12 protein-coding genes and 1 pseudogene are annotated in these 14,345 nt (G+C 69.6%); 8 read left to right on the forward strand and 5 right to left on the reverse strand.

Annotated elements, in window-relative coordinates; genetic code table 11:
* Position 1: 1 nt before the first annotated feature.
* Positions 2-898 (reverse strand): LysR family transcriptional regulator, encoded by an 897-nt coding sequence (locus HHL11_RS12620; RefSeq protein ID WP_169418718.1) that lies wholly within the window; start codon positions 896-898, stop codon positions 2-4.
* Positions 899-950: 52 nt separating this feature from the next.
* On the opposite strand from HHL11_RS12620, the gene HHL11_RS12625 reads away from it, so the two are divergent.
* The 3 genes from HHL11_RS12625 to HHL11_RS34625 all read left to right on the forward strand — a co-directional run bounded on the left by HHL11_RS12625 (position 951) and on the right by HHL11_RS34625 (position 3,503).
* Positions 951-1,271, forward strand: a complete 321-nt coding sequence (locus HHL11_RS12625; protein ID WP_169418719.1) for a hypothetical protein — start codon at positions 951-953, stop codon at positions 1,269-1,271.
* A gap of 103 nt (positions 1,272-1,374) precedes the next feature.
* Positions 1,375-1,866: a cache domain-containing protein gene (locus HHL11_RS12630; protein WP_169418720.1), complete on the forward strand. Its 492-nt coding sequence runs from the start codon at positions 1,375-1,377 to the stop codon at positions 1,864-1,866.
* Positions 1,867-1,877: 11 nt separating this feature from the next.
* Entirely contained in the window at positions 1,878-3,503 is a 1,626-nt protein-coding gene (locus HHL11_RS34625) for a methyl-accepting chemotaxis protein (protein WP_281068669.1), read from the forward strand.
* On the opposite strand, the gene HHL11_RS12640 is transcribed toward HHL11_RS34625, so the two are convergent.
* Positions 3,500-5,494 carry a bifunctional DedA family/phosphatase PAP2 family protein gene (locus HHL11_RS12640; RefSeq protein WP_169418721.1) on the reverse strand — a complete coding sequence of 665 codons (1,995 nt, stop codon included), beginning with the start codon at positions 5,492-5,494 and terminating at the stop codon, positions 3,500-3,502. The two genes, HHL11_RS34625 and HHL11_RS12640, sit on opposite strands and share 4 nt — an antisense overlap.
* Positions 5,495-5,587: 93 nt before the next feature.
* On the opposite strand from HHL11_RS12640, the gene HHL11_RS12645 reads away from it, so the two are divergent.
* The gene (locus HHL11_RS12645) at positions 5,588-5,833 is read left to right on the forward strand and encodes a DUF2158 domain-containing protein (RefSeq protein WP_169418722.1); all 246 of its coding nucleotides are present in this window, start codon (positions 5,588-5,590) and stop codon (positions 5,831-5,833) included.
* A 10-nt stretch (positions 5,834-5,843) separates the two neighbouring features.
* Positions 5,844-5,960: pseudogene (locus HHL11_RS12650) on the forward strand (SDR family oxidoreductase); the annotation flags it as partial.
* Here the strand turns inward: HHL11_RS12650 and HHL11_RS34155 are convergent.
* A complete protein-coding gene (locus tag HHL11_RS34155) occupies positions 5,911-7,206 on the reverse strand; it encodes an alpha/beta hydrolase family protein (RefSeq protein ID WP_205964266.1) in 1,296 nt (431 codons plus the stop codon). The pseudogene HHL11_RS12650 and the gene HHL11_RS34155 sit on opposite strands and share 50 nt — an antisense overlap.
* 108 nt (positions 7,207-7,314) lie before the next feature.
* Between HHL11_RS34155 and HHL11_RS12655 the strand changes: the two genes are divergently transcribed.
* Both HHL11_RS12655 and add read left to right on the forward strand, forming a co-directional pair.
* Entirely contained in the window at positions 7,315-8,622 is a 1,308-nt protein-coding gene (locus HHL11_RS12655; RefSeq protein ID WP_169418723.1) for an Ig domain-containing protein, read from the forward strand.
* A 115-nt stretch (positions 8,623-8,737) separates the two neighbouring features.
* Positions 8,738-9,739 carry an adenosine deaminase gene (gene add / locus HHL11_RS12660; RefSeq protein ID WP_169418724.1) on the forward strand — a complete coding sequence of 334 codons (1,002 nt, stop codon included), beginning with the start codon at positions 8,738-8,740 and terminating at the stop codon, positions 9,737-9,739.
* A 3-nt stretch (positions 9,740-9,742) separates the two neighbouring features.
* Here the strand turns inward: add and HHL11_RS12665 are convergent, their stop codons facing one another.
* Both HHL11_RS12665 and HHL11_RS12670 read right to left on the reverse strand, forming a co-directional pair.
* Positions 9,743-10,834, reverse strand: coding sequence for a DUF6765 family protein (locus tag HHL11_RS12665; RefSeq protein ID WP_169418725.1), 1,092 nt, complete (start codon positions 10,832-10,834; stop codon positions 9,743-9,745).
* Between the two features lie 49 nt (positions 10,835-10,883).
* A complete protein-coding gene (locus tag HHL11_RS12670; protein WP_169418726.1) occupies positions 10,884-13,799 on the reverse strand; it encodes a VIT domain-containing protein in 2,916 nt (971 codons plus the stop codon).
* A 116-nt stretch (positions 13,800-13,915) separates the two neighbouring features.
* On the opposite strand from HHL11_RS12670, the gene HHL11_RS12675 reads away from it, so the two are divergent.
* Positions 13,916-14,281 (forward strand): hypothetical protein, encoded by a 366-nt coding sequence (locus tag HHL11_RS12675; RefSeq protein WP_169418727.1) that lies wholly within the window; start codon positions 13,916-13,918, stop codon positions 14,279-14,281.
* The last annotated feature ends 64 nt before the right edge of the window (positions 14,282-14,345 follow it).

Below are 14,345 nucleotides of genomic sequence, written 5' to 3' on the forward strand. Positions count from 1 at the left end.
GTCAGCCCTTGGCCGGTGCCTCGCGCCGCGCCAGGTCCCAGAACGCGCGGCCGGCCGGCGTCAGGCGCGCCATGTCGAGGCAGGCGAGGGCGACGCGGCGCGAGAAGCGCGGCGTGATGGGGCGGAAGGCCAGGCCGGGGCGGGTTTCGGGGACGGCGAGCGAAGCGAGGACGGAAACGCCGTTGTCGTGCGCCACGAACTCCAGGATCGAGGCGATCTGGAACAGTTCGTGGGCGATTTTCGGCCGCAGCCCCGCCTGCTCGAACATCCGCAGCACCATGTCCTGCGAACCCGCCTGCGTGAGGATCAGCGGGTAGTCGGCCAGTTCGCGCACGGACACGGTGGCCTTGCGCGCGAGCGGATGGTCCTGCGGCAGGACGGCCACCAGTTCGTCGGTCGCCAGCGCCACGGTGTCCAGCGAAGGCTGCGGCAGGCGGACAGCCGCGATCTCCACCCGGCGTTCGATCAAGTCCTGTTCGACGACGGCATCGGCGTGCTCGGTGACGTGCACCTCCACGCCGGGATAGCGCTGGCGAAACTTGTCCAGCAGCGGCGGCAGCAGCCGCAGCGAGGTGCTGGGGCCGATCGAGCCGATGCGCAGCAGGCCGGTGTGCAGGCCGCGCGAAGCGGCCGTCGCGGAGCGCACTTGCTGCAGGGACGCGAAGACATCGCGCGCATGCCCCAGCGCCAGTTCGCCCGCGTGCGTCAGCACCACGCCGGCGGCCATGCGGTCCACGACTTCGCTGCCCAGGCCGTCTTCCAGCGCGCGCAAGGCGTGGCTGGTGGCCGAGGCGCTCATGCCGATGCGGGCGCCGGCCGCCGCGATGCTGGGCGCGCCGGGCAAGGCCACCAGCAGTTCGAGCTGGCGCAGGGTGGGAAAACCGGCGTCGGACCGCATTGAATCTGGATTCAATTGAATGTGAGAACCATTGAATCCTAAACTTGGGCCCATGAACACGCAAGCACAAGTCCAGCGCCTCCAGGCCGGGGAGTCGCTGCCGCAATCCCGCTTCGGCGCGGGCCCGGCGATCCTGGCGGAAGGCGAACTGCTGGTGCAGGCCCCCGCGGAATGGCTGGCCGGCACGGTCGTCATTCCTTCGCCGGTCCGCATCGTCGCGCCGGCCGTCCTCGGCGACCTGCCGCCCAACGCCTCCGTCATGGCCGTGGGCACTGCCAAGGTGGTGGTGCCCCAACCGGCTCCGCTGTTTCCGATCGCGAAGTGGTTTCGGAGTGCCAACTTTTTGGCACGCTCCGCCAATTCCCCGGTGTAACAGGGTTCGCGAGTATTGAAGCATTTGGATACATCCTTCAGGATGGGCAGGCCAAGTCCTGATCAACCGGCGCCCGGAGCGCCGATCCTGGAGGAGAGTCCGAATGAGCAAGAGTCTGAAGTCCGGCCTGGCCGTGGCGCTGTTCTGCGCCGTGCAAGGCCTTGCCACCGCGGCCGCGCCCGCGCTGCCCGAACACGGTAGCGAAGCCGAGGCGCAGGTGATGGTCACGAAGGCCGTCGCCCTGATCAAGTCCGCCGGCCCCGAGAGCGCCTACAAGACCTTCACCGAGAACCCCGGCGCGACCTTCAAGGACCGCGACCTCTACATCTTCGTCTACGACTTCGACGGCAACTGCCTCGCCCAGGGCGCCAACGCCAAGATGGTGGGCAAGAACCTGCTCGAACTGAAGGACATCGACGGCAAGCCGCTGATCAAGGACCAGATCGCCCTGGTCAAGGCCAAGGGCTCCGGCTGGTATGGCCCCTACCGGTTCAACAATCCGGTGACGAACAAGGTCGAAACCAAGAAGTCCTACTGCATGCGCGGCGCGGGCGACAGCTACGTCTGCGCCGGCGTCTACTCCGGCCAGCAATAGACAGCGGCGGCATGGGCCTCAGGATCTGGCACAAGATCGTCGCGGCGCCGGGCATCGCGATCCTGTTCCTCGTGGTGCTGGGGGCGGTGTCGTATGGCGTCATCGCGCGCCAGCATGCGTCGCTGGACGACATGTACAAGCACCGCTTCGCCAGCTACCGCGTGGCGGCCGACGCCGCGCAGGCGATCAGCGAGGTGCACTCCAACGTGTACCGCCTCTTCACCTGGATCTCCAACCTGAAGGAAGACCAGGTCACCCGGATCACCAACGAGCAGAAGGCGCGCATCGACGCGGTGACCGCGAAGGTGGCGCAGTTCGGCACGCAGGCCGGCGGAGCGGAGGAGCGCCAGCTTGCCGAGGCCGTGAGGCAGGTGCTGGGCAAGTACAAGCGCGACTTCGCCGCGGCCATCGACCTGAGCACGGTCGACGTCAACACCGGCATGGCCACCATGCAGACGGCGGACGCCGAGTTCCAGGCGATGCTGAAGGACCTGCAGTCGCTCGTGCGCATCGAGGAGCAACGGGCGCAGGAAAGCTACGACAGCGCGCAAGCGGCGTTTGACCGCGTGCTGCTGGCCTTCGTGGCGGTGCTCGCGCTGTCGCTGCTCGTCTCCGGCGCGGTGACGCTGTTCATGAGCCGCGCCATCGTCCGGCCGCTGCGCAATGCGGTGTCGGCGGCGCGCCAGGTCGCGCGCGGCGACCTCGCCTCGGACCTGCAGGTGAGCGGGCGCGACGAGACCGCCGAACTGCTGCAGGCGATGGCGGAAATGAAGCAGGACCTGCGCTCGCTGGTCGGCGACGTCGCGGCCGGCGCCCACGCGGTGGCGGACACCAGCGTGCAGATCGCGCAGGGCAACCTGGACCTGTCGCAGCGCACCGAGGAACAGGCGACCACGCTGGAGGAAACCGCCAGCTCGATGGAGGAACTGACGGCCACCGTGACGCAGAACGCGCACAACGCGCAGGCCGCCAGCCAGAAGGCCGTGAACGCGTCCAACATCGCGCGCCGTGGCGGCGACGTGGTAGCGCAGGTGGTGTCCACGATGAACGGCATCTCGGCCTCGTCTGGCCGCATCGCCGACATCATCGGCGTGATCGACGGCATCGCGTTCCAGACCAACATCCTCGCCTTGAATGCGGCGGTCGAGGCCGCGCGGGCGGGCGAGCAGGGCCGCGGCTTCGCGGTGGTGGCGGCGGAAGTGCGCAACCTGGCGCAACGCAGCGCCACCGCGGCCAAGGAGATCAAGGCCTTGATCGGCGACTCGGTCGGCCAGGTGCAGGCCGGCGCGCAGCTGGTGGACACCGCGGGCCGCACGATGCAGGAGATCGTGGATTCGGTGAAGGATGTCAGCGTGCTGCTGGCGGAGATTGCCGCGGCCACGCAGGAACAGAGTTCCGGCATCGGGCAGGTGAACACGGCGGTCGCGCAGATGGACCGCGTCGTGCAGCAGAACGCCTCGCTGGTCGAAGAAGCGGCGGCGGCCACCGAGTCGATGAAGGAGCAGGCGGCGGCCTTGCTGAAGCTGGTGGCGCGCTTCCAGGTGGGACGCGAGACGGAGGCAGAGCCATCGCCTGCCTCCATCGCGCTGCGGCCCGTGCTCGCATCCGCGGGCAACGCCGCGTGGCGGCAGTTCTAGGGGCTGCGCATCGTGCAGGCCCACAGCTCCGGCGCCGTGCCGCCCGCTTGATCCAGGCGCTGCCAGCCCGTGGTCGCCAGGTTGCCGACGAAGGCGCTGGCCGGCTGCGGCTGGCGGCGCAGGAAGCTGTAGTTGGGGCGCAGCTGCACTTCGCGGTCGTAGGCGCCGTACCAGATCGGCACGTTGCCCGGCAGCCGCCAGCCCGAGTCCCACAGCCGCAGCACGTTGCGGGCGTTCGCGCCCGGCGCTGGCATCAGCATCAGGTCGATGGCCGAGGCGCGGCCGCCGTCGTAGCGCGGCAGCAGCGGCAGCTGGCCCACGGCAGGGTGCGGCGCGATGGCCTGCAGCACGCTGGCAATGCCCAGTCCGGGCGCTGCCACCCAGCCGGAGCGCCGCAGGCCATCGCGCAGTGCGCCCTCGGCACAGGCGACTTGCAGCGTGAACGGCTCCTTCAGTTCGCCGGCGACTTCGTGCCGCCGCAGCGGCAGCAGGCGATAGCCGCCCGAGGACCAGGCCTGCAAGGTGGTGGCTTGCGGCGGCACCGCGGCGGCGTAGAACTGGAGGTCGGCCGGCGCGCGCCACCAGCCCCAGCCGCTCGCCGCGACGACGACCGTCACCAGCGCGACGACCGCCATGCCGCGCGGGTGGATGGTTTCGTCCACCCGGTGCTGGGTGTAGACCATCGCCGACAGCGCCACCGCGGCGAGCCCGAAGCTGAAGCCACCCAGCACGTCGGACAGCCAGTGCGCGCCCAGGTACAGCCGCGAGAAGCCGACCAGCGCCGCGTAGACCGCGGCCACCGCGCCGATTCCGATGCGCCACCGCATCGACTGCCCGCGCGTGAGCAGGAAGGCGAGCAGGGCCAGCACGACCGCCGAAATCGTCGCGTGGCCGCTGGGAAAGGAGAACTGCTCCACGCCGCGGTACAGCGACAGCGGCCGGTGCCGCCCCAGCGTGAACTTCAACACCTGCACCATCGCTTCCGCGCTGGCGACGGTGGCGATCCAGTAGCCCGCGGTGCGCCAGCTGCGCTGCCACGCGAGCCACGCAGCCACGGCGACGACCAGCGGCAGCATCACGCCGACGCTGCCCAGCTCGGTGATGGCGAACATCACGCGGTCCATCGGCTCCGTGCGCAGCTGCTGCAGGAAGGTGAAGACGGCGTGGTCGGCGGCCACCAGCGGATCGCTGGTGACGACGTCTTCGACGATGCCCAGGAACAGCCACATCGAGGCGAGCAGCAGCGCCAGCGCGGCGAGCAGCGCTTCCGAGCCCGGGCGCCCGGGGTCCAGCAGCAAGCGGATGAAGCGGGTCCACCAGGCCTCGCGCGTGCCGGCTGCCCGCAGCGCGTGCGCGCGCAGCACGCGCGTGAGCGGCACGACGACGCGGATCGTGATCCGCACGATCCAGGTCGCGCCCCAGACCAAAGCCGCCAGCAGCAGGGCCAGCACCGCCAGCCGGCCGCTGGCCTGTTCGGCCAGGTGCAGCGATGCGCCGAATACGACACCCGGCAGGATGTGCGCCGGCGCCCAGAGCAGGGCCGACGCGACGTTGGTCGCGTAGAAGCGCCCGGCCGGCATGCGCGCGAAGCCCGCGAGCAGCGGCACGAAGGCTCGTACCGCGCCGGCGAAGCGCGCGAGCAGCACGCTCATTGCTCCATGTCGCGCGATCAAGCCCTCGGCCTTGCCCAGGTGGTCCGCGTAGCGCCGGAACAGCGGCCAGGCGCGCACGCGTTCCTGCTGGTGGCGGCCCAGCTCGTAGCTGAGTGCGTTGCCCGCGACCGCGCCGACCACCGCGACGGCCAGCGCCCAAGCCAGGTCCAGCGTGCCATGCCCGACCAGCGCGCCGGCGCCGAACAGCACCACCGCCGCCGGAACCAGCGTGCCGACGATCGCCAGCGACTCCGCGAAAGCGACCAGGCCGATGAAGGCCAGCGCCGCCCGCGGATGGCGGCCGGCCAGGGAGAGGAAGACGTCAAGCGCGTGCTGCATGGATCAGTGCTTTACCCCGCGACGTTCGCGGTTTTACATTTTTTCGGCCGCTGCTGAGCTACCCGCCCGCACACATCCGTTTAGAATTTTCACGTGGTTGTAGAACAGCATGTGTTCCGTGAGGGAGACCTGGTCCGGCTGAAGGCTGGCGGTCCCGTCATGGCCGTCAAGTTCGAAGTGAATGAGCTGCTGCTCTGCGCCTGGATCGATGCTGCCGGCCGCACCCGGCGCCAGACCTACTCCCCCGACCAGGTCGACCTGGTCCACTCCGACTCCCTGATCTGGCTGAAGGTCTTCCTGCGGCTGTCCAGTCGCTGGCCGGTGGTCGCCGCCTGCTAGCCAAGACAACAGGCAAGGTCGCCATCGCGAGATCGCCGCGACCATCACCTTCCTCGCGTCCGAAGGCGCCGGCTACATCACGGGGCAGAACCTGCGGGTGGACGGGGGCCTGAGCCGATCGCCGTGAAGTAGGCGTCGACCTCGCTCGCCCACAGCGCGGGCTGGCGGTAGATGTTGTGGCCGTCCAGGCCGTCGGGCGGCGGCAGCACGTGGAAGCTGGCCTTGCCGCCGGCGGCCCTGAAGGCATCGAAGTTGGAGCGGCTGTGCGCGATGCGATAGAAGGGATCCTTCTCGCCGTACAGCCACAGCGTATCGCGCGGAAAGCCTACCCCCGCGTTGAACAGCGTTGTGTTCACCAGGCTGGCCTGCGGGCAGCCGCCGCCGACCCAGCCACCCACGAAGTTCAGCACGCCTCGCAGTTCCTGCGGGTGGCGTCCCGCGAAGGCGACCGACAGGATGCCGCCGCGCGAGATGCCGCCGACCACCAGCTGGCGCGCATCGACATCCGGCCGCGCCTTGATTGCGGCATAGGCCACTTCCAGGTCGGCCAGCGCGTGCTCCGCGCCGGGCAAGCTCAGTTCGGGATCGCAGGAGTAGCGCGAGCGGTCGCGCTCGAAGCCTTCGTCGTAGAGGCCATCCGAGCGCCCGCGTCCTCGCCGCTGCGGATACATCACCTGCCAGCCGCGGGCCACGAGGAAGGCGCTCAGCTCGGGGCTCGTCCACGTCTGCTTGAACCACTCGGGCCGGTTGCCTTCGCCGGTGGAACCGTGGTTGATGATGACCGTGCGGAAGGGGCCGGCGCCGGGCGGACGATGCACGACCAGTTCCAGGCGCACGGGCTTGCCCTGCTCGGTCCAGGGCGTGGTGATCCACTCCGCCTGGCGCACGTACGCGGGTGGCTTGCGCGAGAGCACGCCGGCGGACAGCAGCTGCGTGTCGGGCCGCCACAGGCTGAACTCCATGTCGCCGTCGGCGCGCAGCCGCAGCACCACTTTTGCGCCGGTGCGCAGGCGGACCTGCAGTTCGCCACCGTCGAAGGTCCCCGCGGCCTCGTCGTTGTTCACCTGCTGCGCGCTGGCGCCGGCATAGGTGACGCGCGCACCGGTGGCCGTGAGATCGCGGATCGCGAGCTTGATGTCGCACAGCGCGGCGAAGCAGGCCCAGCCGTTCCAGGCGCCGCTCCAGCGCGCAAGCTCCGGCGGCAGGCTGGCATCGGGCGCGAGCTTCGCCACCTCCGCCGGCAGTTCGGCGGCGACCGGACTTTCGGAGACGGCGCGCGGCAGCGTGCCGATGTAGGCGGGCCAGGCGGTTTCGGCGCGGGCCGTGAAAGCGCAGGCAAGAAGAAGCAGGGCGGCAAGCAATGTCGTTCGCACGGGCAGGAACCTCCAACCGTCAGTATGACCGCGGCGCGGTTACATTTGTTTGTTAGCATACAAACAGCGCCGGTTTTCACGGCGCAGCAAGCAAGAGGGATCGAGGAAATGATGCAGGGCCTGCGCATGGCGCGGACAGGATGGGAGGCGCGCGGCTGGAAGCTGGCGTCGGTGATGGTGCTCGGAGCCGCGCTCGCGGCCTGCGGCGGTGGTGGTGGTGGTGGCACGGGTGGCACAGACACCAGCGGAGCCGGAACTGGAGGCTCGGTGACCGGCGGCGGCACGGTCTCCGGTGGTGACGGCAGCACCTTGAACGTGAACCTCGCTTACAACGGCAGCGCCAGCCTTTTCAGGCAGGTCGTCATCCCGCCGACGCTCACGGGGCTGAACGGCTACACGCCAGCTTGCTCGCTGACGGCCGGCTCGCTGCCGCCGGGCATGGTCCTCAATGCCGACTGCAGCATCTCGGGCCTGCCCACGCAGGCGGGGAGCTTCCCGATCACGGTGCACCTGGGCGCATCCGGCGTTTCGAATACGCTCGATTTCAAGACCTCGGTGACCGTCCTGGGCCCGTCCGTCGTCTACACCTTCCCTTCGACCGTGAGTGCGGGAGCGACGGTGGATGTCCGTCCGCTCAACGTGTTCTGGCAGCCGACGCCTTCGGACACGGTGACCTACTCCCTGGTCGGCAACCCGCCTCCCGGCCTGACGATCGATTCGACGGGCCGCGTCCAGGGGACGCCCATCGCCGCGGGCGACTACCAGTTCAAGGTGGCCGTGCAGGTCCTCAACGGCGGCCGCACGGCGAACCAGGTGCAGCAATTCGGCAACCTGGTCAGCGTGTACGTGCCCACGATCATGTACGACCACACCGCGGCATGGGTGGGGCTGCCCTTCACGGGTTCGCCGAAGCTGCCCGCGGGCGGCGTCAACTTCCAGTTCTCGACGACGGGGACGCTGCCGCCGGGGCTGGCACTGGATTCCCAGACCGGCGTCATTTCAGGCGTCGCGACGACGCCGCAGGTGTACCCGAGCAACCTCGACATCGTCATGACGGCCAACGGCACCGGCGGCACGTTCACGACGCATACGCAACTGCAGCTGTTCGTCGAGTCGCCGGTGTACATCAATTATTCCAGTGGGCAAGCCTTCAGGGGCCAGCCTTTCACGATGAGTCCGAGCGTGACGAATAACAGCTCCGATCCGCTGAACGGCATTGCCTACAACTACGTCCTGGCGAGCGGCATTCTGCCCGCCGGCCTGACGCTCGACGCCGCGACAGGCACGATTTCCGGGACGTACCCCAGTACCGGCTATGGATCGTCGTCGTCGGTTCCTCTGGGCATCGACGTGACCACCACGATCAACGGCATCAGCTTCGTGAAATCGCTGACGACCTATATCGGGCCCTACTAGCGAAAAGCCGCACCAGCGGCCGTCCCGATGCATGCGGATGTTCAACCCCTGCACCGGGACGTGAACCTGTTCCAGGCGATCCGGCGCGCGGCATGTGGCGCATGATGGGCCCGCCATGACCGTTCCAGATCTCACCCGCCTGCGCGCCTTGCCGCGCGCTGAAGTGCACGCCCACCTCGAAGGCTGCTTCGATGCGCCGCTGCTCGAACAATGGGCACGCCGCCATGGCGAAAGCATGCCGCGTCCCGTCGAGCGCCTGTTCGAGTTCCAGGGCCTGGCCGACTTCCTGGAGTTCCTCGACTGGGCCTGCGGCCTGGTCCGTACCCGCGACGAACTGGCAGAAGCCGCCTACGCCTTCAGCCGCCGCATGGCGGCCAGCGGCACGGGCTACGCGGACCTGATCTTCAACCCGACCCACTGGCATCACTGGACGGCGCGCCTGCCGGCCATGATCGACGCCCTCGATGCCGGCTTTCGCGCGGCGGAGCAGGAAGGCCTGCCGCGCGTGGGCCTGTGCGTGAGCCTGCTGCGCACGCAATCGGCCGAGGCCGCCGTGCAGGTGGTCGACGAGCTGGTGGCGCTGCGCCATCCGCGCGTGGTGGCCTTGTCGATCGATGGCAACGAGGCCGCGGCCGGCCGCACCGGCCCGCGCTTTGCCGACGCCTTCCGCCGCGCTGCGGCCGCTGGCCTGCGTCGCACCGTGCATGCCGGCGAATCGAGCGGGCCCGAGGGCGTGCGCGACGCCATCGAGCTGCTGGGTGCGGACCGCATCGACCACGGCGTGCGCGCCATCGAAGACCCATCAGTGGTCGCGCTGCTGGTGGAGCGGCAGATCCCGCTGGGCATCTGCCCCAGTTCGAACCTGGTGCTGAAGGTCTACCCCTCGCTCGCGGAGCATCCCATCGATCGCCTCCGGCGCGCCGGCGTGCCGGTGTCGATCAACACCGACGATCCCGCGCTCCTGGGCACGACGCTGGAGCGCGAATATGCGCTGTGCGCCGGAGCCTTCGGTTGGAGCGACGAAGTCTTGCGCGACATCGCGCGGACTTCCATCGATGCGAGCTTCGCCGATGCCAGGCTGAAGGCGGAACTGCAGGCGAAGCTGGCGCGCTGGTAAGGCTCAGGATGCCGACAGCCCGTGGCGCGGCAGCAGCTCATGCAGGATGAACAGGCGATGGTGCTGCACGGCGTCGTGGAAGCGTTTCCAGTGCGAGGTGAGGAAGGCGGGCGTGAAGTCGAAGCGCTCGCTGCCGTCCTCGACGTCCGGGTCCTGTCCCACCGCCTGGAATTTCCACGAGCCGGGACCTGAGTCGATGTAGTCGACCTGCGTCGGGCCGAAGGAGAAGCGGCCCTGCGCGATGGCTTCCGCCCAGGCCTTGTGGCGCTCCTCGCCCTCCAGGGCGATGGTGTTGCGCAGCAGCGTGTCGATGGCCTGGCGGTCGGCGGCCGGCAGGTCGGCGGATGCCAGGTTCCTGTCCCTGGCGACATAGCGCCGGGCCATGTCGAACATGTTCTGTGCGGCCACGAGGAAGTCGCCCGGGTTGTCGCGCACCACCTTCTCGCCGTTGTCGCGGGTGAAGGACCAGCGCAGGAAAGGCAGGTCGGGAAAGGTCAGCACGCTGGCGTGGCCCACCGGCAGGTGGCCCGCGACGAAGGCCTTGGCCCGGGTCGCGCCACTCGTGAGGTCCGCGTAAACCTCGGTGTTCCGGTAAGCCGGATCGGGTTGCACCTGGATGGCATCGACCTTGTTGAAGTCGTTCACCATGCCGACGAAGCCCTGGTGCGCCCAGGTATCCACGTAGGTGTGCAGAGCGACGCCCAGGCGATGCAGCGCGAAGACCTTGTCCTGTCGCTCGATGCAGTCGAACACCATCTCCTGGGCCACCTGGCTGTTGGGGCGGCAGACCATCCGCCGGATGAAGGCTTCATCCGCATCCGTGCCGGGCGCGACGGCGTCGTTGCCCGGCAGGAAATGGAAGGGCACCCAGACCATGCGGTTGTCGGCGGCGTCGCTGTTCAGGCGCAGGTCCAGGGTCTGGTGCGCCGATGTGACGCGGACGTAGCGCTCGCCGGTGGCGAACTGCAGCGGCCCGTCGTTGGTGGCGTCGTCCACGTACTGCGCGGCATGCGCGACGACGGCGGCGCCGGCGTCGTCCATGCCGGCGAGCCGGCAGCAGACGTAGGTGACTGCGTGGTGGAAGTCGATCTGCATGCGCGAATGGAGCCACGCGGGTGCGGCGCCGTCAAGCCGCCCGTTTGGCCTAGGGCGAAGGGCCGCCCACCTCGAAAGTCCCTACCACCACCTCGCGCCCCGCGCCCGAAAGCCTCATCACGACTTCATGGTCTTTCTGCGCCGGCGTGCCGAAGCCCGTGGTGAGCCGCAGCATGATCGTCGTGCCGGCCGACAGGATCTGCTGGTTGTGTCCGTAGAAGTGCGCCTTCACGGTATAGGTGCCGGGCTTCGCCTGCCGCAGGCTGAACTCCTCCGGGCCGTAGCCGCCGGTGAAGTCGCGCGACATGCGGCCGCCCTGGTAGGTCAGCGGGTGGCCGAAGAAGGCCTCTTCGCCGTTGGGGTCGATCACGTGCAGGTCGATGTCCGTGTTGTCGCTGTCCCAGGCCAGCACGGCGCGAAGGTCCACGGGCATGGCGCGCAGCAGCCGGGCGTCGAACTTCGAGACGTCGACCGGATCGCGCGCGGCAATCGCATTGAGCTCCTCGAGCGCCACCAGCTCGATGTCGGGGAAGCGGTCGGCCCATGGTCGCGTGACGACTTCCCACAAGCGTTCGACGGCTTGCTGCGGCTGGCCGGCCGCGGCCAGCGCCAGGCCGAGGTCGCGGTAGGACTGCGGCTCGTCGGGGCTCAGGGCCAGCACCTGCCGCAGCAGCGGCAAGGCGAGCTGCACTTCCTTCGCCTGCACCAGGCGGTAGGCGAGCAGGCGCAGCACCTGCCGGTTCTCCAGGTCCATCTCGGCCAGGTTGGACAGGATCCGCAGCGCCAGCATCCGCTGCCCGCGCTCCAGGAAGATGTCCGCGGCGTCGAGGAAGAAGGCCGTGCTGCGCGCATGCGAAGGCCGCTCGTCGAGGTAGATCGCGTACATCGCTTCCGGCGCGGACTCGCGCAGCCGGCGGGCGTAGGGCGAGTCGGGCTGCCAGGGCTGCAGCGCCACGGTGGCGGCGGCGTCCTTGCGTGTATTGCCACCTGCGCTGCGGTCGGCCGCAGGCGCTTCGGCCGCGGCTGGCGCAGGGGCGGCGCGCAGCATCGGCGCCGGTGCCGGCACGGCCTGCGCCATCGGGCGAGCGGTGCCCGCCACGCGTTCGCGCTGGCGCGCTTCCTCGTCCGCCTTCGTCGTGGCTTGCGTCCGGGGCGGGGCGTCCTTGGGGAAGTCCTTCTCCCACCATGCACGCTGTGACTCGTAGCGGCGCACCACTTTCTCGAGATGTGCCTGGCGCTCATCGCCGTTCCAGCGCGCGCGCGTGGCCAGCATCTTCAGGTAGGCGTCGCGCATGGACGGCGGCGGCTCGATCTCGTAGCGCACGTAGTCGGCCAGCGAATCCAGCACGATCAGCGAAGTGCCGCTCGTGGCCAAGCCGAACTGCTTGCCGATGCGGCGGATCGCGGCCTGGTTGCGATCGCGGTCGGCTTCCAGTTCGGCCAGCCGCAGCATGGCCCAGCGCTGCGCCGCGACCGGCACGGCGCCGGGCGCGGTACCGGTACTCGCGGAGATCACCAGCTTGCGGGAGACGAGGGTTCCATCGGGTTCCTGCAACTGCAGGGCGAGCTCCGCACGCGGCTGGTCCAGGCGTCCCGCCACCTGCAGGCGCCCGTCCTGCGGATAGCGGCTCTCGAAGACGATGTCGCTCGCGCCGGCGCCATCCACCGCGAGCAGCCGGGTGCGGGCCTGCAGCGCTTCGGCCGTCGCTGCCACGGGGCTGGCGCGCGTCAGGTCCAGAAGGGTCGCGCCGCTGGCTTCGGCGGCATGCCGCAGCCGCGCCGTGTCGGCCCCGGCGGTGGAACTCACCGTGTACAGCGGGACCGGGCTCGTCGGCAGGCTGCCTTCGCCGTAGTTGCCGAGGCCATCGGAAAACAGCAGCGCCAGATCGGCGCCGGCCGGCACGGCCATCTGGTCCAGGCGGGTCGCGCCGTCGTAGGCCAGGGTGCGCAGGTGCTCGCGCAAGGCCAGCCAGTTGCCGCCCGCCACGGTGAAGCGCTGCGGGGCTTCGGCGACGTCGCGAACCACCAGCAGTTGCACCTGCACGTCCGGCACGCGGCGGAAGAACGCGGCTAGCAGTTGAATCTCGCGCCCGAGGTCGCGCTTCGCACCCGAGCCGGAAGCGTCCCACACGATGGCGACGTTGCCCGGCAACTTGCGCGCCCGCGTCTTCAGGGCAACCGGCGCCTCGGCGTAGAACCAGGTGGCGTCGCCAAAGGCCTGCGCCAGCACCGCGGGTTCGTTGGCCGGCACGGCGAGGTCCAGGCGCAAGCTGTCGCGGCCGTCGTAGCCGCTGCGGTCCAGGTCCAGCAGCGCCGATCCATCCGGCTGCGGCCGCACCGCCAGTCGCTGCCCGCCGAACTGGCCCCAGTTGGCGAACGCGCCCTCGTAACGCGCGACGCGCACCGAAACGTGCAGGCGGTCCACGCGGGTGCCGAAGGCGACCGGCAGCACGTACGCCGCCGTGGGCTTGCCGGCGGCCGGGCCGCGCGCGAGAGTCTGGCCGATCTCCAGCACGACGCGCCGCGTGCCCTGCGCGGGCAGCGGATAGACGCGCAGCTTGTAGTTGTTGCCGCCCGCGGCTTCCAGCAGCGCGGGGTCGACGCGCGTGCGTGTCACGTCCTCGAACACCTGCCGCGCCTTGGCTTTCTCCACCGGCACCGCCGCCCGCAGTTCGCCGTTGATGTCCAGCGCGAAGCCGGTCACCACCTGCCCGGGCAGCAGCGGAAACTGCAGCTCGCCCTCCAGCACGCGTGCATTCGGGTTGAAGAACTCCAGTTCGACGCGGGTCTGCGCCGCCAGCCCGGTGACACTGCCTTCGATGCTGACGCGCCGCAGCTCCACCGGCAGCCGCGCATCCGGCACGCGCAGCACGGCGGGGGGTGTGCGGACCTGCGCCGCGGCGGAGCAGGCCGCGAGCGCCAGCCAGGCGAGCGCCAGCAGGCGGCCGAGGAAGAGAGGGATCATGGACTGCGCTCCAGTTTCTGGGATATCGGCTTGTACGGAGCACACCCGAATGCGGGGTTGCGAGCCTGACGCGCGCGGCTCGACAATGCGCGCGAACACCAGGAGCAGGGGAGCACATGCCGAATACCGAGGCCACTGCCGCGAAGTGGGTGACGGCGCTTGCGAGCCGCTTCGACGTGCCGTTCGCCGCGCGGCTGCGGGAGCACTTCGCCCAGGCCCGCCTCACGCGCCTGTGCGAGTGCGGCTGCAACTCCTTCGTGTGCGCGGTGCCGCCCGGCGCCGGCCTGTCCCCCCTGTTCGGAGACGGCGGCCGGACTTCCTGCGAACTGGCCTTTTCATCGGACGCGGGAGACCCGGTCTGCATCATCGTGCACGCGGACGCACACGGCCATTTCTGCGGCCTGGATGTCTTCCTGGGCCTGTTCCGGGAAGCCGTGCCCGATGGCGTGACGCTTGGCGATCTTCTTTCGCCGATGCCATGAGTCTGCCCCCTCCGCGCAGGCGCAGGTGCTCCTGCCGGTGCGGAGGCACTCCTGGATCACCTTC

The sequence above is a fragment of the Ramlibacter agri genome (genome assembly GCF_012927085.1).
Lineage (GTDB): Bacteria > Pseudomonadota > Gammaproteobacteria > Burkholderiales > Burkholderiaceae_C > Ramlibacter > Ramlibacter agri.

Coding starts and splice junctions, on each gene's coding strand:
- HHL11_RS34625 (WP_281068669.1), top strand. CDS start 1,878: ATGGGCCTCAGGATCTGGCACAAGATCGTCGCGGCGCCGGGCATCGCG.
- HHL11_RS12670 (WP_169418726.1), bottom strand. CDS start 13,799: ATGATCCCTCTCTTCCTCGGCCGCCTGCTGGCGCTCGCCTGGCTGGCG.
- HHL11_RS12655 (WP_169418723.1), top strand. CDS start 7,315: ATGATGCAGGGCCTGCGCATGGCGCGGACAGGATGGGAGGCGCGCGGC.
- HHL11_RS12625 (WP_169418719.1), top strand. CDS start 951: ATGAACACGCAAGCACAAGTCCAGCGCCTCCAGGCCGGGGAGTCGCTG.
- add (WP_169418724.1), top strand. CDS start 8,738: ATGACCGTTCCAGATCTCACCCGCCTGCGCGCCTTGCCGCGCGCTGAA.
- HHL11_RS12665 (WP_169418725.1), bottom strand. CDS start 10,834: ATGCAGATCGACTTCCACCACGCAGTCACCTACGTCTGCTGCCGGCTC.
- HHL11_RS12630 (WP_169418720.1), top strand. CDS start 1,375: ATGAGCAAGAGTCTGAAGTCCGGCCTGGCCGTGGCGCTGTTCTGCGCC.
- HHL11_RS12675 (WP_169418727.1), top strand. CDS start 13,916: ATGCCGAATACCGAGGCCACTGCCGCGAAGTGGGTGACGGCGCTTGCG.
- HHL11_RS12620 (WP_169418718.1), bottom strand. CDS start 898: ATGCGGTCCGACGCCGGTTTTCCCACCCTGCGCCAGCTCGAACTGCTG.
- HHL11_RS12640 (WP_169418721.1), bottom strand. CDS start 5,494: ATGCAGCACGCGCTTGACGTCTTCCTCTCCCTGGCCGGCCGCCATCCG.